This window comes from Rhodococcus triatomae (genome assembly GCF_014217785.1).
Taxonomy (GTDB): domain Bacteria; phylum Actinomycetota; class Actinomycetes; order Mycobacteriales; family Mycobacteriaceae; genus Rhodococcus_F; species Rhodococcus_F triatomae.
The window spans coordinates 2,274,578-2,292,606 of the sequence record NZ_CP048814.1 but is presented as its reverse complement, the minus strand read 5'-3'; the positions used below and the strand labels follow the sequence as shown (position 1 = coordinate 2,292,606).

The window sequence follows — 18,029 nt, the reverse complement described above, 5'->3', positions numbered from 1 at the left end:
GAGTCAGATGTATCCCGGAGTCCATGCCCGCCGCACCCCCGACAAGCCCGCCGTGATCGAGGCACACACCGGCCGAATCGTCACCTACGCCGAGCTCGAAGCCGGCTCGATCCGCTTCGCGCACTGGTTGCGCGCGCAGGGGTGGGGGTCCGGCGATCACCTCGCGGTGCTCTCCACCAACGACGCCACCGTGTACGAACTCTATTGGGGCGCCGTGCGGTCGGGGATGTACGTCACCCTGGTCAACACGCACCTCACCGCGGCCGAGATCGCGTACATCGTCGACGACTGCGGCGCCGAGGCGCTGGTCGTCTCGGCAACACTCGCGGACCTCGCGCCCGAGATCGCCCCGCACATCCCGAAGGTACGCAGCCGGCTCGCCTTCGGCGGCCCCGTACCCGGCCACCTCGACTATCACACCGAGACGGCGGCCGAGCCGGCCACCGAGCCCGCCGATCAGCCGCGCGGTACGGACATGCTGTACTCGTCCGGCACCACCGGAAAACCGAAGGGCATCAAGCCGGCACTGTCCGGATTGCAGGTGGGCGCGAGTCCCGGCCCTCATGTCACCGAAATGATGAAGCACCGCTACGGATTCGGCAGCGACACCGTGTACATGTCACCGGCACCGGTCTATCACGCGGCCCCACTGCGCTACGGGGCAGGCACCCTGGCGCTCGGCGGGACCGTGGTGATGCTCGACCACTTCGATGCCGAGCGTTCCCTGGCCGCGATCGAGAAATACGAGGTCACTCACAGTCAGTGGGTTCCCACCCACTTCGTCCGGATGCTCCGGCTCCCCGACGACACCCGGTCCCGGTACGACGTCTCGTCCATGCGGGTCGCCGTCCACGCCGCCGCCCCGTGTCCGGTCGACGTCAAACACGCGATGCTGTCCTGGTGGGGACCGGTGATCTACGAGTACTACTCGTCCACCGAATCGTGCGGGGCCACCTACATTTCGCCGGACGAATGGCAGCGCAAGCCGGGAAGCGTCGGGCACAACGGCCCGGAATCGTCGGGCACGGTGCACATCTGCGACGACGCGGGCACCGAGCTGCCCCGCGGGGAGGTCGGGCTCATCTACTTCGAGCGCGACGACTACACGTTCGAGTATCACAACGACCCCGGCAAGACCGCGGAGGCGCGGCACCCCACCCGCGACACGTGGACGACCACCGGCGACCTCGGATACCTCGACGAGGACGACTACCTGTTCCTCACCGACCGCGCCAAGTTCACGATCATCTCCGGAGGCGTCAACATCTACCCCCAGGAAGTGGAGAACGTACTGAGCTTCCACCCCAAGATCCACGACGTCGCCGTGGTGGGTACGCCGGACCCGGAGATGGGCCAGCTCGTCACCGCCGTCGTGCACCCTGCCGACGGTGTCGCGGTGACGGACGAGCTCGCCGGAGAACTGATCGAGTTCTGCCGCGGACGGATCGCCCACTACAAGTGCCCACGCTCGGTGCGGTTCGTGGACTCTCTCCCTCGCACGGCAACAGGAAAACTCGTGAAGGGTGCGCTGCTGACCGAGGCATCGAGCGGGGCCGGTCGGTGACGCCGCGCCTGGTCCCGCCGGCAAGCGTCACCGCGGACGAGCTGTCCGGGCTCCGCACGCAGGTGCGGGACTTCCTGCACGAACAGATCGCGACCGGCACGTTCACCCCCGGCGTCGACACCTGGCTGACTCGATGGGATTCCGACTTCTCGCGAGCCCTGGCGGACCGCGGATGGATCGGGATGACGATTCCGGTCGAATACGGTGGCCACGGGCGCTCGTTCGTGGAGCGGTTCGTCGTCACCGAGGAGCTGCTCGCCGCGGGCGCCCCGGTGGCCGCGCACTGGGTCGCGGATCGACAGGCGGCTCCGTCGCTGTTGACGTTCGGTACGGAAGAACAGAAACAGCGCTTCCTCCCGGGTATCGCCCGGGGCGAAATCTCCTGGGCGATCGGAATGTCCGAACCGGAGTCCGGATCGGACCTCGCCAGTGTGCGCACCCGGGCCACTCGGGTGGACGGCGGGTGGCGGATCGACGGCACCAAGCTGTGGACGTCCGGCGCCCACCGTGCCGACGGGTTCTTCTGCCTCGCCCGGTCCGCACCTCTCGACCCGGCCGGCCGCCACGAGGGACTCAGTCAGTTCATCGTGCTGCTGGACTCGCCCGGCGTGCACATCCGGCCGATCCACACGATGGCCGGCGACCACCACTTCAACGAGGTACTGCTGGACGGCGTATTCGTCCCGGACGCGTCGGTACTCGGCCGGATCGGCGACGGCTGGCACCAGGTCACCTCCGAGCTCGGCTTCGAACGCAGTGGGCCGGAACGGTTCCTGTCCACGTTCGCGCTCCTCGGAGCCGCCGTGGACGAGATCGCCGCGCGGAGGCTGCCCTCCGACGCCGGAATCGGCCGCCTGGTCGGACGTATGTACGGAATGCACCAGATGTCGCTCGCCGTCGCCGGCGCACTCGCCCGTGGAGAGAACGCCGACCTCGCGGCCTCGGTCGTGAAGGTACTCGGCACCGAGTCCGAGGGTGATGTCGTCGAGCTCGTCGACGAGCTACACGGTGAGACATGGCCCGGGGGAGAACGATTCGACGATCTTATGCACGGCGGAGTGATGCAGCGGCCCGGCTTCACCCTGCGCGGTGGAACCACGGAGATTCTGCGCGGCGTCGTCGCGCGGGGATTGGGGATGCGATGAACTCCGGAACAGCCGAGGACACGCGCGAGTTGCTGGCACTGTTCACCGACGTCTTCGGCCGCGGCTGCGGCGACGATCACCCCACGCTCGACCGCGCGTTGTGGAACACCCTCCGTGAGGTCGGCGCTGCCAGACTCACCGCCGACGAGGCCGTGGGTGGCAGCGGCGCGGGGTGGACCGAAGCCGCGCTGCTCCTCGGCGCCGCGGGTGCCCATGCGGCGAGCCTGCCGCTCGCGGAGAACGACCTGCTCGCGCTGCCACTGCTCGACGCGGCCGGTGTGACGGTGGCCGCGGACGACACGATCCGCTCGGTCGCGGTCCTGGACTCCTCCGGGACGGCGCGCGACGTGCCTTGGGCGCGGGATGTGGACCGGATCGCCGTGGCGTGGAGCCTCGACGGACGGTGGCTCGTCGCGGACGTCCCGCGCGAGAAGTTCTCGATCATCGAGTCCACGAACCACGCGCGTGAACCGCGTGACCACCTCCGCATCGATCTCGGTGCTCTCTCCGGCGCCGACGTCGACTCTCCCGTGGCGGAGAGCCTGCGCTACCGGGGCGCGCTCGCCCGCAGCGCCGTCGTCGCCGGAGCGCTCGAACGGATACTCGATCTCGTCGTGGAGCACACCACCGGCCGCACCCAGTTCGGCCGGCCCCTCGCGAAGTTCCAGGCCGTCCAGCGCCTGGCCGCCGACATCGCCACCGAGACCGCCCTGACCCGCGCGGCGGTGGACGCCGCTGTCGCCGCGGTCGACCGTGCCGGATTCGACGATCCCGACGTCCGGTTCGCGGTCGCCGCTGCGAGATCGTGTTCCGGCCACGCCGCCGGGTCCGCGGCCCGCAACGCTCACCAGGCGTTCGGAGCGATCGGATTCACCGAGGAGCATTCGCTGCACCGATACACGAATCGAGTGCTCGCCTGGCGATCCGAGTACGGATCGACCCGGTCCTGGGACGAGACCCTGACCGCGGCCGTGGTCGCTGCCGGTGGGAAGGGGTTGTGGGCGGCGATCACCCGGACGTGAGCGCGGTTTCCGCTCGTCGGACGAGAAGCCCGCGAGATAGCCGCTATTCGCTGCTGTTGGCACGTGTCGCCGCTCGTGCGACCCGTGCTCGGTTTCCACAGATGTTGCTGCACCAGTGTTGGCGGGAATCGAGTTGGGTGAAATAGAGGACGCAGCGTGGTGCGTGGCATTTGCGGAGTAGGGGCGCGCGCGGACCTGTGAGCGTGTCGACGGAGGCGACGAGGACGGTCGCCGTGAACTCGGCGAGGACCTGGTCGGGCGTGGGGGTCCAGGCGGCAACGGCGACGCCGTTCCGGTCGAGATCGATGCGCGGGCGAAGCATCGGTTCGGCGAGTAGGTCGTTGAGGGCGTTGAGTGAGCCGGTCGAGAAGTCGTTGTCGACGGTGCGACCGTACGACGCCTCGAGGACGCCGCGGATGTCGCGCAGACGCACCAGTTCGTCCGTCGTAGGGGTGAAGGGTCGCGGACCGTGAAGTTGCACGTGGATGACTTCGATCCATCGGCGTGCGTCCTCTGGAGTGCCGAGGAGGTCGACGATGCGGCGGCCGTTGTAGTAGCGGCTGCTGAGGAAGTTGGTGGCGAGCGTCTCGAGCGGCCGTACGAGGACTCCGTCGATGATGTCCTGCGTCTTGGCCATCGGAACCTCCCTCGGCGTGACCCTACTAATTGCTCTCCCATTAGCCTACCTCTACACTCACCGCTAACGGTTAAACCATTAGCAAGGGAGGCTGCATGGGTGCCACTGCCACCGAAAGCCGAAAGACCCGGGGTACCGCCCGATTTACGGCGCGACTGTCGTCGTCGGCCCCGCCGAGGTTGTCGTGGGGGACGATAGCGATCGCGACGGCGGCAAGCGCAGCCGCGTTGTTCGTGTTGGCCGCACTTACCGAGTTGACCGCGGAGCCGTTCCTGATTCCGCCACTGGCAGCGAGTATGGCGCTGGTTGTCGGCGCCCCTCGGCTTCCACTGTCACAGCCGCGCAATGTCATCGGCGGCCAGGCAGTTTCTGCGGCGGTCGGCGTGTCGATAGGCGCATGGCTGGGGGACTCGTTGTGGTTCGGGGCCCTGGCCGGCGCGCTGGCCTTGGGGGCGATGCTCGTGTGCAGGGTCCCGCACTCTCCGGCCGCGGCTACCGGAATGATCGGTGTGACCACCTCGGTGGCCGCCTGGCAGTTCGTCCTCGTCGTTTCCGCCGCTGCGATTGTTCTCGTTGCCGTCGGGGTGATCGGCAACAAGCTGAACGGCGCGAAGTACCCGGTCTACCTCTGGTAGGCGGCCGCCGACATGCCGCTTCCGGAGGCACCGGACGAGATCAGTCCGGCGCGCGAGTCGGCAGGTACGGCGCGACTGCATCGAGTAGTCCGCGGGGTCGTTCCCGCGTCGGAACCGGCTCCACCAAGACGAACTCGTAGCCGAGGTGCCGGGCGGCCCCGTCCGCCTCGGCGCTGTCACCCACCATGAGTGCGCGAGTGGGAGCCGTTCCGAGTCGCTCCGCCGCGATCTCGAAGATTCGCTCGTCCGGCTTGACCGCACCGACCTCGAAGGACAGGACGAACACGTCCACCCAGCGATCCCATCCGCGCGAGGCGAACGCACGCCGCGCATCGAACGCGATGTTGCTCAACACGGCCACGCGCACTCCCGCGTCGTGGACCTGCTGCAGCACCGCACCGGTGTCGGGATACGGCGTCCAGCCGTCCGGGTCGGTCGCCAACGAGTAGATCGCCTCGCGCAGATCCGGGTCCGTCACCCCCGACTGCTGCAGTATGTGCAGGTAGGCGACCCGATGGAGGGCAGGATCGAGGTCGCGACGCTCCCACGCCTCGGCCGTCGCCTCGTCCATCGGCACATCCGTACCCACCGGTGCCGTCATCCGCGTCATGATCGTCGACTGCGTGTCCGCGTCGAGCTCTCGTCCGTGCTCGTCGCGGAACAACCCGTCCCATCTCTCGTTCGGCTCGAGGCGGAAGAGGGTTCCCGAGAAGTCGAAGACGACGGCGTCGATCATGCCGCCAGCGTATCGGTGCCACCCCGATCGTCCGCTGAGCGGAATCGGCGGTTGACCGAGAGCCTCACCATGGGGCTCATTAGGGGAGAGGAACCACGACACGAGAAGAGGTCCGCACCGATGACTCCGCGACCCGCATCCGACGCATCCACCGCCCAGACCGGGACGACGATGTCGGTCGACCTGCTGGTGGTCGGCGCCGGCACCGGAATGGCCGCCGCCCTCACCGCGCACGAGATGGGCCTGACCACGCTGATCGTCGAGAAAACCGAGTACGTCGGTGGCTCGACCGCACGCTCGGGCGGAGCCTTCTGGATGCCGGCCAACTCGATCATGCAGGATGCCGGCGCGGCCGACACCCTCGACCGCGCCGAGACATACGTGCGTGCGGTCGTGGGGGACTCCGCACCGCTCGACCGGGCCGCCGCGTTCGTCGAGCACGGCCCCGCCACCGTGGAGATGCTGCGCCGCACGACGCCCATGCGTTTCCAGTGGGACCGCGACTACTCCGATTACCATCCCGAGTTGCCCGGCGGGTCCGCCACCGGCCGCACATGCGAGTGCCGGCCCTTCGACGCGTCCGTCCTCGGCGCCGAACGTGCACGGCTGCGCCCCGGAGTCATGGAAGCCCCGCTCCCGATGCCCACGACGGGCACGGACTACAAGTGGATGAACCTCATGGCCAAGGTGCCGGTCAAGGGCATCTCCCGTGCCGTGAAGCGGCTGGCGCAGGGCGTCGGCGGGCTCGCACTCCGCCGCGAGTACATGGCCGGCGGGCAGGCACTGGCGGCCGGGCTCTTCGCGGGAGTGGTACGTGCGGGGATCCCGGTGTGGACGGACACCGCACTGAACCGGCTCGTCACCGACGGCGACCGCGTCACCGGTGCCGTCGTGGTACGAGACGGTCGCGAGATCACCGTGACCGCGCGACGGGGTGTCGTACTGGCGGCCGGCGGCTTCGACCACGACATGGACATGCGCCACAAGTTCCAGTCCGAACGTCTGCTGGACCACGACAGTTTCGGCGCCGAGGGCAACACCGGTGACGGCATCAAGATCGGCCAGGACGTCGGGGCCGACATCGGGCTGATGGAGCAGTCGTGGTGGTTCCCCGCCGTCGCAGCACTTCCCGGCCGCAGCCCGCTCGTCATGCTCGCGGAACGGTCCCTCCCCGGGTCGTTCATCGTGGACCAGACGGGCACGCGCTTCGTCAACGAATCCGTCGACTACATGTCGTTCGGGCAGCGGGTACTCGAACGCGAACGCACCGGCTCGCCGGTGGAATCCATGTGGATCGTCTTCGACCAGACCTACCGCAACAGCTACATCTTCGCGGCAGGGATCTTCCCACGGCAGGCCTTGCCACAGTCCTGGTACGACGCCGGAATCGCCCACCGCGCAGATGATCCGCGGGCACTCGCCCGTTCGGCCGGTCTCCCCGAGGACGCGTTCGAGGAGACGTTCCGCAACTTCAACGACGCCGCCGCGGCCGGAAGCGACTCGGAGTTCCATCGCGGACGGAGCGCGTACGACCGCTACTACGGCGACCCGACGATCACGCCGAACCCGAACCTGCGCCCGCTCGACCGCGGCCCGTTCTACGCCGTGCGGATGACGCTCAGCGACCTCGGCACGTGCGGTGGCCTGCGCGCCGACAGCCACGCACGGGTGCTACGCGAGGACGGCAGCACCATCCCCGGCCTGTACGCGATCGGCAACACCGCCGCGAATGCCTTCGGGGACAAGTACCCCGGCGCCGGGGCCACGATCGGGCAGGGGCTGGTGTTCGGATACATCGCGGCGCGCGACGCCGCCCGACGCGGAGCTTCCGTGGCGTCCGGGTCGTAGTCGGCGTCGGCCTACGGACACCGGCAAAACGCGCACGATCGGTCCAGGAACGGTCGGTTTCGGCTGCGAGAAAGAACTGGGAACCCACGGAGGCCGACCGGCGCGGATTCGACGGGGATTCGAAGCATCCCCACTACGGGCAGCGCCGTTCCGGCACATAACATCCCGGGCTGATCGGCGCAACAGGCTCGTGTACACCTGGCGTCACCGGGACGTTCACCCACTCGTTCCCTGAGGCACGTTTACGACTTCTACGGTGCCGGAGTTGTTCCAACGACTCGGGAGTTACCTGGTGAGCGTTCTCAAACCTCTTGCTCTGTTCGTCCAGCACGACGGGCACTCGTCGCGCGCCTCGGTCACCTGCCGCTACAAGTGCGGCGATGCGTGCTCGCACGCGGTGCCGAACACCTCGTCCGGCGAGTACTTTCGCGACATCGCGCGGACCGCGCTGACTCGGCGCGGAGTGCTGCGCGGGGGAGCGATGGCGGTTCTGGCCGTCGGCGCGGGCGGCGCCTTGGTGGCCTGCGCCGACGACGAGGCCACCGGCACCGGAAACGGCTCCGGCACGACGAACGGGACCGGCGACGGCTCCGCCCCGGCGGGAACCGATTTCGGCGCCGTCGCCCCCAACACCGAGGACGTCGTGGTGGTACCGGACGGATACGAACAGGCCGTCGTGATCCGTTGGGGAGACCCGGTTCTCCCCGACGCCCCGGAGTTCGACTTCGCGAACCAGAGCGGCGCGGCCCAGGAGAAGCAGTTCGGTTTCAACAACGACTTCGCGGGCCTGCTCCCGGTGGAGGGACAGCCGAACACGTTCGTCCTCGTGGTCAACCACGAGTACACCACGGAGCCGTTCATGTTCACCGGCTACGACGAGGAGAACCCCAGCGAGGAGCAGTTCCGTATCGGAATCGCCGCCCACGGACTGACCGTGGTCCAGGTCAAGGGCGAGTCCGGATCCGGGAGCTTGACAACCGAGTTCGGCCCGTACAACCGGCGGATCACGGCGGAGACGGAGTTCGCAGTCACCGGCCCGGCCGCCGGTAGCGACCTACTGAAGACGACGGCCGACCCGACCGGCACGAGGGTTCTCGGCACCCTCAACAACTGTGCGGGAGGTGTCACGCCCTGGGGCACGGTCCTGTCCGGCGAGGAGAACTTCAACCAGTACTTCGCGAACGCCGAGACGGTCGCCGACCCGGTGGCGGCAGAGCGGCTGGCCCGCTACGGCGTGGAGGGCACCGAATCCGAGCGCAAGTGGGAGCGCTTCGATCCCCGTTTCGACATCGCACAGGAACCCAACGAGGTCAACCGCTTCGGCTACGTCGTCGAGGTGAATCCGTGGGATGCCGCGTCGATCCCCGTCAAGCACACCGCGCTCGGCCGGTTCAAGCACGAGGCCGCCACGATCCACGTCACCGACGACGGCACCGTCGTCGCCTACAGCGGTGACGACGAGCGTTTCGACTACATGTACAAGTTCGTCTCCAGCCGGAAGATGCAGGACGGCAACAGCCAGGCCGCCATGCGTCACAACCTCACGTTGCTCGACGCGGGCACGCTGTACGTGGCGAAGCTCAGTGGGAACTCGGAAGACGAGATCGACGGGTCCGGAGAGCTGCCGTCCGACGGTGAGTTCGACGGCACCGGTGAGTGGATACCGTTGTTGCGCACGGGAGAAGACGGACGCGGCGAGTCGCTGGTGGACGGCCTGAGCGCCGAGGAGGTGGCCGTGTTCACCCGGCTGGCCGGGGATGCGGTGGGCGCCACCAAGATGGACCGCCCGGAGGACTTCGAACCCAACCCGAAGACGGGCAAGGTGTATGTGGCGCTGACCAACAACACCAACCGGGGCGCCGAGGGCAAGGCCGCCGCGGACGAGGCGAACCCGCGCAACAACAACAAGAACGGCCAGGTCCTCGAGATCGACGACGACCACGCCGGCACGTCGTTCACGTGGAACCTGCTGCTGGTCTGTGGTGACCCCACCGAGGCGGACACCTACTTCGGCGGGTTCGACAAGGATCAGGTCAGCCCCATCTCCTGCCCCGACAACCTCGCGTTCGACCCGCACGGCAACCTCTGGATCTCCACCGACGGCAACGCGTTGAAGTCCAACGACGGCCTGTTCAGCGTCGTGCTCGAGGGCGAGCGGCGCGGTGAGACCAAGCAGTTCCTCACCGTCCCGAGGGGCGCCGAGACATGTGGTCCGATCGTGGAGGAGGACCGGGTCGTCGTGTGCGTGCAGCATCCGGGCGAACTCGACGACGCCAGTGCCGACAACCCGATGTCGCACTGGCCCGATGGTGGGGATGCGCAGCCGCGACCGGCCGTCGTCGTGGCCTGGAAGCCGGGCGGACGCATCGGCGCGTGATGCTGCAGCCGGGCGGACGCATCGGCGCGTGATGCGGCATTCGGGCGGAGGTGCCCACCTCGGCCTTCGCGGATCTCCGGTCGCGGAGTGCCCGGCTCTCGTCGGGCACTCCACCGACAGGAGCCCGGGGACCGATTGTCCGAGGACTCAGCTGCCGAAGAAGGGCGGCCACATGTTCGCGTATGCCGCGAAGTCGCCCTGGGCACCGCTGTAGACGTTGAGGTCGACGTTGCCGGTGACGCCGGGTAGCCGTCCCGAACTCGTGTACTGCCAGAAGGACCAGTGTGCCCAGCCTCCCGGCAGCGGACCCGGTGCGTCCCGGCCGTTGTAGTCCGCGATCCAGAGCGGGTACTGGGTGAACTCGCGGGTGTCGGCCATCGCCGTCCGCCAGAAGTTCGGGTACGTGTAGATGATCGGCTGCCGCCCGGTGAGTGCGCGGACGGTGTTCAGGTAGCGGTGCGTCCAATCGATCAACTGATGCGGCGGTAGCCCCTTGCTGTCCTCGAGGTCGAGCACGGGCGGCATGTCGCCGGGGCCGTTGATCCCGAGGACGACGGTCGCATAGAACGCCGCCTGCGGTTCGGGCGGCAGCGACGGATCCGCGTAGTGGTAGGCGCCGCGGGCGAGCCCGGCGATACGCATCTGCAGGCTGTCCTGGACGAAATAGGGGTTGACGTAACTGAGTCCCTCGGTGGCCTTGACCATCGCGAACGTCTGGCCGGCGCCCCGCACCGCGAACCAGTCGATGGACACCCCGCCGGGATGCTGCCAGGACGAGACGTCCGGACCGCGCACGGGTTCGGCGGATGCCACTCCCGCGCCGCCCGCGATCATCGCCGCGGCGAACACCGCCGCCGCGGTCCGTCGTGCTGCCCCACCAGTTCGCACACGCATGCGCTCGACAGTAACGGCAGAGGCCCCGGGCGCGAGCGGGTTTCGGTCAGCCCAGCCGTTCGGTCAGCCCAACCAGTCGAGAACGGCCGCCGCGGTCCACGACTGCTGCATGCTGCCGAGCGGCGCGCCGGTGAACGGCTCGTAATACTCGGCGAAGCTGCCGTCGCTGGCCTGCCGCAACCCTTCCGACTTGAGCAGGTGCGCTTTCTCGGCCCAGCCTCGGCGTGCGAATGCCCACGAGAACAGCCACGTCATCACCGGCCAGACGGGGCCGCGCCAGTATTCGCGGGAACGGAAGTCGCCGGAGACCGGCGAGGTGGACGGCGGCACCGCATATCGCAGATCGGGATGACCGCAGAACTTCGGCCCCTCGAACGTCCGTATCAACGCCCGCTCGGCATCCCGGTCGAGGCCGCCACACAGCAGCGGCGAGAACATCGCCAGCGTCTCGGTGCCGATCCACCGCCCGCTGCGCAGATCGAAGTCCTTCGCGGCACCCGACCGGCTGTCCGTGGTGGCGATGACGCCCTGGCGGAACCGCTCCGCCCATCCGTACAACTCGCGGACGTCCGAGCGCGGCCGCGCGTGTTCCTCACCGATCTCGGCGAGAACCTGGCAGGCCATCGAGAACACCGCGCTGACGAACACGTCCTCGACGGCGAAGCTCATCGCCGTCTCGAGCTGGGTGTCGTCGTAGCGGACCTGCTTCATCTCCTCGACCAGCCACAGATAGCGGTCGTACTCCCCGTTGGACGGACGCTGCGAGGTGTCGGTGACGACGGCCAGGTCCTGGCGCAGGTACGGCGGCACGGCACCGGCCATCACGTTGGCGTACGACGCGTCCCATCGGGGCGAGTTGTCCATGCCCGACTCCCACCCGTGGAACAGGGCGATCCGGCCGTTCCCGTCGATGTCGCGCGCGTTGGCGAGCCAGCGGTGCCAGCGCACCAGATCGGCCCACCGGCGGTCGAGGAACTCCTCGGCGACGGCGCGGGTACTGCGCCCGTGCCGCCGGGAGTGGTCGAGGATGCGCTGCACGGCGATGGCGTGCACCGGCGGCTGGGTGATTCCGGACGTGTGCACGTCGGACGGCGCATGGGCGGCGAGCGACTGGGTTTCCCAGCGCGCCGGGCCGGGGAAGTACCCGTCCACGCCGTTGGCGAAGACGATGTGCGGGATCATCCCGTTCTTCCACTGCGCCGACAACAGCGTGTCGAGTTCGACGACGGCACGCTCGACGGACAGCGGCGCCAGCCCGACCGACACGAACGCCGCGTCCCAGCTCCACATGTGCGGATAGAGCCTCGGGGCAGCACTGGTCATCGTGCCCAGGTCGTTGCCCCGCAGCAGGTAGGCGGCGCGTGCCGCCAACTGCGTGGGAGTGAATCCGCGGTCAGCCATTGCCCCATTGTCCGCTCGGGCGGCCGTTCGTGCGCGCCGGACTCGCGCGGCTTCCTCCCGAACGGCTTGCCGATATACGGTAGGGGGGTATGGTACAAAGTATCCGTAGTCCGAAGTATTCGGAACTTCCCGAACCGAAAGGCAGCACCCATGAGCGCCATCACCGTCACCGTCACCGGAATGACCTGCGGCCACTGCGTCGCGTCGGTCCGCGAAGAGGTGGGCGAGATCGACGGCGTCACCTCGGTCGACGTCGACCTGGCCAGCGGCCGCGTCACCGTCGAGGCGGACCGGCCGATCGACCGCTCCACCCTCGCGGCCGCAGTCGACGAGGCCGGATACCAGCTGGCGGAGTAGGCAGTGAACACACCCACCAAACTGGCAGCCTTCGCCGTGGGGCTCGCCGTACTGTTCGCCGCCGGCTTCGGCGTCGGCGCCGCCTTCGGTCCGGGACCGGTCGAACCGGTCGCCCACGGCGGGGACCACGACACCGACCGGGAGGGCACCGCGCGACCCGACACCGGCGCCTCCGAGGCGGGCGGCCTGACGGCTACCGACGGCGACCACACCCTGGTGCTGGACGACCCCGTCGTGAGCGCGGGGCAGGCGACGGACCTGCGATTCCGCATCCTGACCTCCGAGGGTGTTCCACTCACCCGGTACACCACCAGCCACGAGAAGGATCTGCACCTCATCGTGGTACGCCGCGACCTCACCGGATACCGACACCTGCATCCCGTCCTCGACGACACCGGAACCTGGTCGACCCCGCTCGAGGCACTGCGGGGCGGGGACTACCGCGTCTACGCCGACTTCACCCCCGGGGACGGCGCCGCCACCACCCTGGGCGCGGACCTGCACGTGGCGGGCGACTACGACCCCCGGTCCCTGCCCGCGGCTGCCGCGAGCACCTCGGTCGACGGCTACGACATCGCCCTCGACGGCACGGCACGGGCCGGGCGCACGTCGGAGCTGACGTTCACGATCACCCGGGACGGGGCACCCGTCACCGACCTCGAGCCACACCTCGGCGCCTACGGGCACCTCGTCGCACTACGTGCCGACGATCTGGGGTATCTCCACGTCCACCCCGCCGGTCATCCCGGCGACGGATCCACGGATCCCGGCCCGGACATCGGATTCGGGGTCACCGTTCCCGGCGCCGGGAACTACCGGCTGTTCCTCGACTTCCGTCACGAGGGGGTCGTACGCACCGCCGAGTTCACTCTCACGGCCGAGGGGACTGTCGCCGCGGAGACCCCGAGCGACACCGAATCCGACACCGATGGGCACGGTCACTGACAGCCCTGTCATGCACAGCGAAGGAGTATCCGTGAGTTCCGGAACAACGCCGCACCGCGGGGACACGATGCCCCGCGGCGGGCACGTCGAACTCGAGATCGAGGGCATGACGTGTGCGTCGTGCGCGAACCGTATCGAGCGCAAGCTCAACAAGATCGACGGCGTGAGTGCCACCGTCAACTACGCGACGGAGAAGGCCCGCGTCGACATCGACGACGGGGTCGCGACGGACACCCTGCTCGAGGCGGTTGAGAACGCCGGCTATTCCGCGCGCCTTCCACGCCGCGCGGACGCACCCGCAGCGCAGGACGATACGCAGGACGACCCCACCGACGCCCTGCGGCTGCGGCTGATCATCTCGGCGGTACTCAGCGTCCCGGTGATCGCGATGGCCATGGTCCCGGCGCTGCAGTTCACCAACTGGCAGTGGCTGTCCCTGACACTCGCGGCCCCCGTGGTGGTGTGGGGCGCCTGGCCGTTCCACCGCGCGGCCTGGACCAACCTGAAACACGCCACCGCCACCATGGACACCCTCATCTCCATGGGAACCCTTGCCGCACTGGGGTGGTCGGTGTACGCGCTGTTCTGGGGCACCGCGGGCACACCGGGCATGACGCACGCCTTCGAGTTCTCGGTGGCCCGCACCGACGGCGCCGCGAACATCTACCTCGAGGCCGCCGCCGGGGTGACGACGTTCATCCTCGCCGGCCGCTACTTCGAGGCACGATCCAAGCGGCGCGCCGGGGCGGCCCTGCGCGCACTCCTCGAACTGGGCGCGAAGGATGTCGCGGTGCTCCGCGACGGCGTCGAGATCCGGATTCCCACTGGGGAACTCGCGGTGGGGGACCGCTTCGTCGTCCGGCCCGGCGAAAAGGTCGCCACCGACGGCACGGTCGTCGAGGGCGCCTCGGCCGTGGACGCGTCGATGCTCACGGGCGAGTCGGTGCCGGTCGAAGTCGGCCCGGACGACCGGGTGGTCGGGGCGACGGTGAACGTGGGTGGCCGCATCGTGGTGCGGGCGGACCGTATCGGATCCGACACCCAGCTCGCCCAGATGGCGCAGCTCGTCGAGGACGCCCAGACCGGTAAGGCACAGGCGCAACGCCTGGCGGACCGGATCTCCGGCGTCTTCGTACCGATCGTCATCGCGCTCGCCGCCGCCACCCTCGGGTTCTGGCTCGGCACGGGCGGCTCCGTCTCCGTCGCATTCACCGCGGCGGTCGCAGTCCTCATCATCGCCTGCCCCTGCGCGCTGGGCCTGGCAACGCCGATGGCACTCATGGTCGGCACCGGCCGCGGCGCCCAACTCGGCATCCTCATCAAGGGGGCCGAGGTGCTCGAGTCGACCCGGCGCGTGGACACCGTGGTCCTGGACAAGACCGGTACCGTCACCACCGGGGTCATGACCCTGCAGGACGTGATCGCCGCCGACGACGAGGACCACGGGGACGCGCTGCGCCTGGCCGGAGCGCTCGAGGACGCCTCCGAGCATCCGATCGCCCGCGCGATTGCCGAGGCTGCCCGAGAGAAGTTCGGTTCCCTGCCCGCGACCGAGCGGTTCGCGAACGTGGCGGGGCTCGGTGTCGAGGGTGTCGTCGACGGCCGCGACGTCGTGGTGGGCCGCACCCGCCTGCTGGCGGATCGGGGCCAGTACCTGACCCCGGAGCTCGAGCGCGCCGCCCGGGCCGCCGAGGAGCAGGGCAGGACTCCGGTCGTGATCGGCTGGGACGGGAAGGCGCGGGCGGTGCTGGTCGTCGCCGACGCCGTCAAACCGACCTCGGCGGAGGCCGTGGCGCAGCTGCGCGGCCTGGGCCTGACTCCGATCATGCTCACCGGCGACAACGCGGCGGCGGCTCGCGCCATCGCGACCGAGGTCGGCATCGACGAGGTGATCGCCGAGGTCCTGCCCGAGGGCAAGGTCGACGTGATCACCCGGCTGCAGTCCGAGGGCAAGGTCGTGGCCATGATCGGCGACGGGGTCAACGACGCCGCGGCGCTCGCGCAGGCGGACCTCGGACTGGCGATGGGCACCGGGACGGACGTGGCGATCGAGGCGAGCGACCTGACCCTCGTCCGCGGCGACCTGAGGGCCGCGGTCGATGCGATCCGGCTCGCCCGTAAGACGCTGTCGACCATCAAGGGCAATCTGTTCTGGGCGTTCGCCTACAACGTGGCGGCGCTGCCACTGGCTGCGGCCGGTCTGCTCAACCCGATGCTCGCGGGTGCCGCGATGGCGTTCTCGTCGGTGTTCGTGGTGAGCAACAGCCTGCGGCTGCGCCGGTTCCGGTCCGTGGCGCAGTGACGAGAAGCTAATACCCCTAGGGGGTACTATGGACGAAGAACCTATCCAGGAGGATGCCATGACGTCGCCGACCACGCCCGCCGAGCCCGCCCCCGCGTCCGACGCCGTCACCCACGATCACGAGCACGCCGGGCACGGCTACATCAGCGCCAAGGACGACTACCTCAAGCGGCTCCGTCGCATCGAGGGCCAGGCCCGCGGCCTGCAACGGATGGTCGAGGACGAGAAGTACTGCATCGACATCCTCACGCAGGTCTCCGCGATGACCAAAGCCCTGCAGGCCGTGGCGATGGGGCTGCTCGAGGACCACATCAGCCACTGCGTGGTCGACGCCGCCGTCGCCGGTGGCCCCGAGGCCGAGGCGAAGATCAAGGAAGCGACGGACGCCATCGCGCGCCTGGTGCGTTCCTGAGTTCCTCCCGGCCGGCACCTACCGGCCGAGGCCGTCGACGAACCTGGTGAACAGCCGCGCGAACGTCTCCACCTCCTCGTCGGTCCACTCGTCCGTGGCCGCGTCGACAGCACGGTCGAGCCGTTCCCGCATGGTGACCACGGCCTCGCGCCCACGGTCCGTCAGGTCCAGGAGCACGGCCCGGGCATCGGCCGGGTCGGGGCCCGAGGCGAGCAGACCGGCCGCCACCAGGGTCGCCGCACGGCGGCTCACCACCGACCGGTCCAGCCCCACCTCGTCGGCGAGTGCCGCGGCACTCGAGGGACCGAGGCGATCGATCGCGCTCACCACCGGATAGGTGGCCGGGTTGACGGCGGCATCCAGGTTCGCGGTCAGATCCGCGTACAGCGGCGCACGGACGCGCCTGCGCACGACGCGGCCGAGCGCCTCGGCGATGCGGCGGGAACTGTTCCGGGACGAGGTGTCTGCCACACACGCGATACTAGCGTGCTTTTCGCACGCAATTTCGGTAACGTGAGTTGCGTGCAAATAACACGCAATTCGCCGGGTCGGGCCGTGCCGTCCGTCGCCCGCGCCCTCGATGCCCTGCTCAACGACCGCGATACTCCGCTGGCGGAAATCGTCGATCGCCACTTCACCCCGGACTACCGCCAGCGCACCGACGGCAGTTGGGACGATCGCGCCGGATTCGTCCGGCACATCGAACACCTGAGATCACTGGTCCGCCGGGCGTCGGTGACGGTCCTCGACGAACTCGTCGACGGCGACACCTACGCGGAGCGGCACGTCGTGGAAGTCGACAAGGTCGACGGCAGCCGCGCCGCACACGAGGTGTACGTGTTCGCGCAGATCACCGCGGACGGGCGGTTCTCCCGGCTCGAGGAAGCCACCGTCCTGCTCGCCGGCAGCGGGCGCGACGCCGAACTCGGCCGGGCGCGCTGACGGATACCCGACTGCCTCCGCGGCGGTCAGGCCTTCGCGCCGACGTCCGCGATGATCCGCTCGGACAACCGGTCGGAGGACTGCGGGTTCTGCCCCGTGTAGAGGTTCCTGTCCACCACGATGTGCGGACGGAGCGGCAACGTGCCCTTCGAGTAGTCGACCCCAGCCTCCTTCAGCCTGTCCTCCAGCAGCCAGGGAGCCTTACGCGCGAACCGGTTGAGGAGTTCCTCCCGATTGGACAACCCCGTCATCCGGTACCCGGCGAACGGGGACGTGCCGTCGGCAGCGGTCGCGGCGAGGATCGCCGCCGGGGCGTGGCAGAGCAGCGCGAGCGGCCTGCCCGACGCCAGACGCGCGGTCAGCAGCGCACCGGACGTCTCGTCGTACGCGAGGTCTTCCATCGGGCCGTGGCCGCCGGGATAGAACACCACGTCGTAGTCGGCCTGGTCGACGGTGTCGAGCGACACCGGAGTGGCGAGCTCGTCGGCGATGGACTCGAGGTAGTGCTCGACCTTCCTGCGATTCCACGGCAGTCCGCCGGAGATCCCCAGACTGAGCCGGTCGAGGGTGGGCGGCGTGCCTCCCGGAGTGGCGATCGTGATGTCCCATCCGGCCTCGGAGAAGTTGCGGTGGGGCACCGCCACCTCCTCGGCCCAGTATCCGGAGGGATGCACCTCACCGTCGGCGAGGGTCCACCGGTCGGCTGCCGTGATCACGAACAGGACCTTCGTCATGTCTTCTCCTGATCCATTCTCTCCCGATCCGGGGAACGTCCCGAAATGTATACACCGCTTACATTAGGGTTGCGGGAG

At 69.0% G+C, this 18,029-nt stretch carries 17 protein-coding genes; 11 read left to right on the top strand and 6 right to left on the bottom strand.

Annotation, left to right across the window (positions count from 1 at the left end):
- The first annotated feature begins 7 nt into the window (after positions 1-7).
- From G4H71_RS10755 to G4H71_RS10745, 3 genes are read left to right on the top strand one after another with little or no spacing between them, the layout of a single operon-like run.
- Positions 8-1,564 carry an acyl-CoA synthetase gene (locus G4H71_RS10755; RefSeq protein ID WP_072738789.1) on the top strand — a complete coding sequence of 519 codons (1,557 nt, stop codon included), beginning with the start codon at positions 8-10 and terminating at the stop codon, positions 1,562-1,564.
- Positions 1,561-2,709 (top strand): acyl-CoA dehydrogenase family protein, encoded by a 1,149-nt coding sequence (locus tag G4H71_RS10750; RefSeq protein ID WP_072738790.1) that lies wholly within the window; start codon positions 1,561-1,563, stop codon positions 2,707-2,709. Before G4H71_RS10755 ends, G4H71_RS10750 begins: the two co-directional genes overlap by 4 nt.
- Positions 2,706-3,731, top strand: a complete 1,026-nt coding sequence (locus tag G4H71_RS10745) for an acyl-CoA dehydrogenase family protein (RefSeq protein WP_072738791.1) — start codon at positions 2,706-2,708, stop codon at positions 3,729-3,731. Before G4H71_RS10750 ends, G4H71_RS10745 begins: the two co-directional genes overlap by 4 nt.
- A 43-nt stretch (positions 3,732-3,774) precedes the next feature.
- Here the strand turns inward: G4H71_RS10745 and G4H71_RS22600 are convergent, their stop codons facing one another.
- Positions 3,775-4,368, bottom strand: coding sequence for a CGNR zinc finger domain-containing protein (locus tag G4H71_RS22600; RefSeq protein WP_072738792.1), 594 nt, complete (start codon positions 4,366-4,368; stop codon positions 3,775-3,777).
- Between the two features lie 95 nt (positions 4,369-4,463).
- Between G4H71_RS22600 and G4H71_RS10735 the strand changes: the two genes are divergently transcribed.
- Positions 4,464-5,003 carry an HPP family protein gene (locus G4H71_RS10735; RefSeq protein WP_072738793.1) on the top strand — a complete coding sequence of 180 codons (540 nt, stop codon included), beginning with the start codon at positions 4,464-4,466 and terminating at the stop codon, positions 5,001-5,003.
- A gap of 40 nt (positions 5,004-5,043) precedes the next feature.
- On the opposite strand, the gene G4H71_RS10730 is transcribed toward G4H71_RS10735, so the two are convergent.
- On the bottom strand, positions 5,044-5,739 hold the full coding sequence (locus G4H71_RS10730; protein ID WP_072738794.1) for an HAD family hydrolase: 696 nt from the start codon (positions 5,737-5,739) through the stop codon (positions 5,044-5,046).
- 120 nt (positions 5,740-5,859) lie between these two features.
- On the opposite strand from G4H71_RS10730, the gene G4H71_RS10725 reads away from it, so the two are divergent.
- Together G4H71_RS10725 and G4H71_RS10720 are read left to right on the top strand one after the other, a co-directional pair.
- Complete coding sequence (locus tag G4H71_RS10725) at positions 5,860-7,587, top strand: 3-ketosteroid-delta-1-dehydrogenase (RefSeq protein ID WP_072738795.1); 1,728 nt, start codon at positions 5,860-5,862, stop codon at positions 7,585-7,587.
- Positions 7,588-7,879: 292 nt separating this feature from the next.
- Positions 7,880-9,964: a PhoX family protein gene (locus tag G4H71_RS10720; protein ID WP_072738796.1), complete on the top strand. Its 2,085-nt coding sequence runs from the start codon at positions 7,880-7,882 to the stop codon at positions 9,962-9,964.
- A 147-nt stretch (positions 9,965-10,111) separates the two neighbouring features.
- On the opposite strand, the gene G4H71_RS10715 is transcribed toward G4H71_RS10720, so the two are convergent.
- Together G4H71_RS10715 and ggh are read right to left on the bottom strand one after the other, a co-directional pair.
- Positions 10,112-10,798 carry a glycoside hydrolase family 25 protein gene (locus tag G4H71_RS10715; RefSeq protein WP_246442976.1) on the bottom strand — a complete coding sequence of 229 codons (687 nt, stop codon included), beginning with the start codon at positions 10,796-10,798 and terminating at the stop codon, positions 10,112-10,114.
- 123 nt (positions 10,799-10,921) lie between these two features.
- Complete coding sequence (gene ggh, locus G4H71_RS10710; RefSeq protein WP_072738798.1) at positions 10,922-12,259, bottom strand: glucosylglycerate hydrolase; 1,338 nt, start codon at positions 12,257-12,259, stop codon at positions 10,922-10,924.
- 150 nt (positions 12,260-12,409) lie between these two features.
- Here ggh and G4H71_RS10705 point away from each other — a divergent pair, with 150 nt between their 5' ends.
- The 4 genes from G4H71_RS10705 to G4H71_RS10690 all read left to right on the top strand — a co-directional run bounded on the left by G4H71_RS10705 (position 12,410) and on the right by G4H71_RS10690 (position 16,275).
- Positions 12,410-12,616, top strand: coding sequence for a heavy-metal-associated domain-containing protein (locus tag G4H71_RS10705; protein WP_072738799.1), 207 nt, complete (start codon positions 12,410-12,412; stop codon positions 12,614-12,616).
- A 3-nt stretch (positions 12,617-12,619) separates the two neighbouring features.
- Positions 12,620-13,561, top strand: coding sequence for a DUF8832 domain-containing protein (locus G4H71_RS10700; protein ID WP_072738800.1), 942 nt, complete (start codon positions 12,620-12,622; stop codon positions 13,559-13,561).
- Between the two features lie 67 nt (positions 13,562-13,628).
- Positions 13,629-15,863 (top strand): heavy metal translocating P-type ATPase, encoded by a 2,235-nt coding sequence (locus G4H71_RS10695; RefSeq protein ID WP_072738801.1) that lies wholly within the window; start codon positions 13,629-13,631, stop codon positions 15,861-15,863.
- 58 nt (positions 15,864-15,921) lie between these two features.
- The gene (locus G4H71_RS10690; RefSeq protein WP_072738802.1) at positions 15,922-16,275 is read left to right on the top strand and encodes a metal-sensitive transcriptional regulator; all 354 of its coding nucleotides are present in this window, start codon (positions 15,922-15,924) and stop codon (positions 16,273-16,275) included.
- 18 nt (positions 16,276-16,293) lie between these two features.
- Here the strand turns inward: G4H71_RS10690 and G4H71_RS10685 are convergent, their stop codons facing one another.
- Positions 16,294-16,746, bottom strand: coding sequence for a MarR family winged helix-turn-helix transcriptional regulator (locus tag G4H71_RS10685; protein WP_072738803.1), 453 nt, complete (start codon positions 16,744-16,746; stop codon positions 16,294-16,296).
- Positions 16,747-16,797: 51 nt separating this feature from the next.
- Between G4H71_RS10685 and G4H71_RS10680 the strand changes: the two genes are divergently transcribed.
- Positions 16,798-17,217: a nuclear transport factor 2 family protein gene (locus G4H71_RS10680; RefSeq protein WP_217631337.1), complete on the top strand. Its 420-nt coding sequence runs from the start codon at positions 16,798-16,800 to the stop codon at positions 17,215-17,217.
- A 26-nt stretch (positions 17,218-17,243) separates the two neighbouring features.
- On the opposite strand, the gene G4H71_RS10675 is transcribed toward G4H71_RS10680, so the two are convergent.
- On the bottom strand, positions 17,244-17,951 hold the full coding sequence (locus G4H71_RS10675) for a type 1 glutamine amidotransferase domain-containing protein (RefSeq protein WP_072738805.1): 708 nt from the start codon (positions 17,949-17,951) through the stop codon (positions 17,244-17,246).
- Between the last annotated feature and the right edge of the window lie 78 nt (positions 17,952-18,029).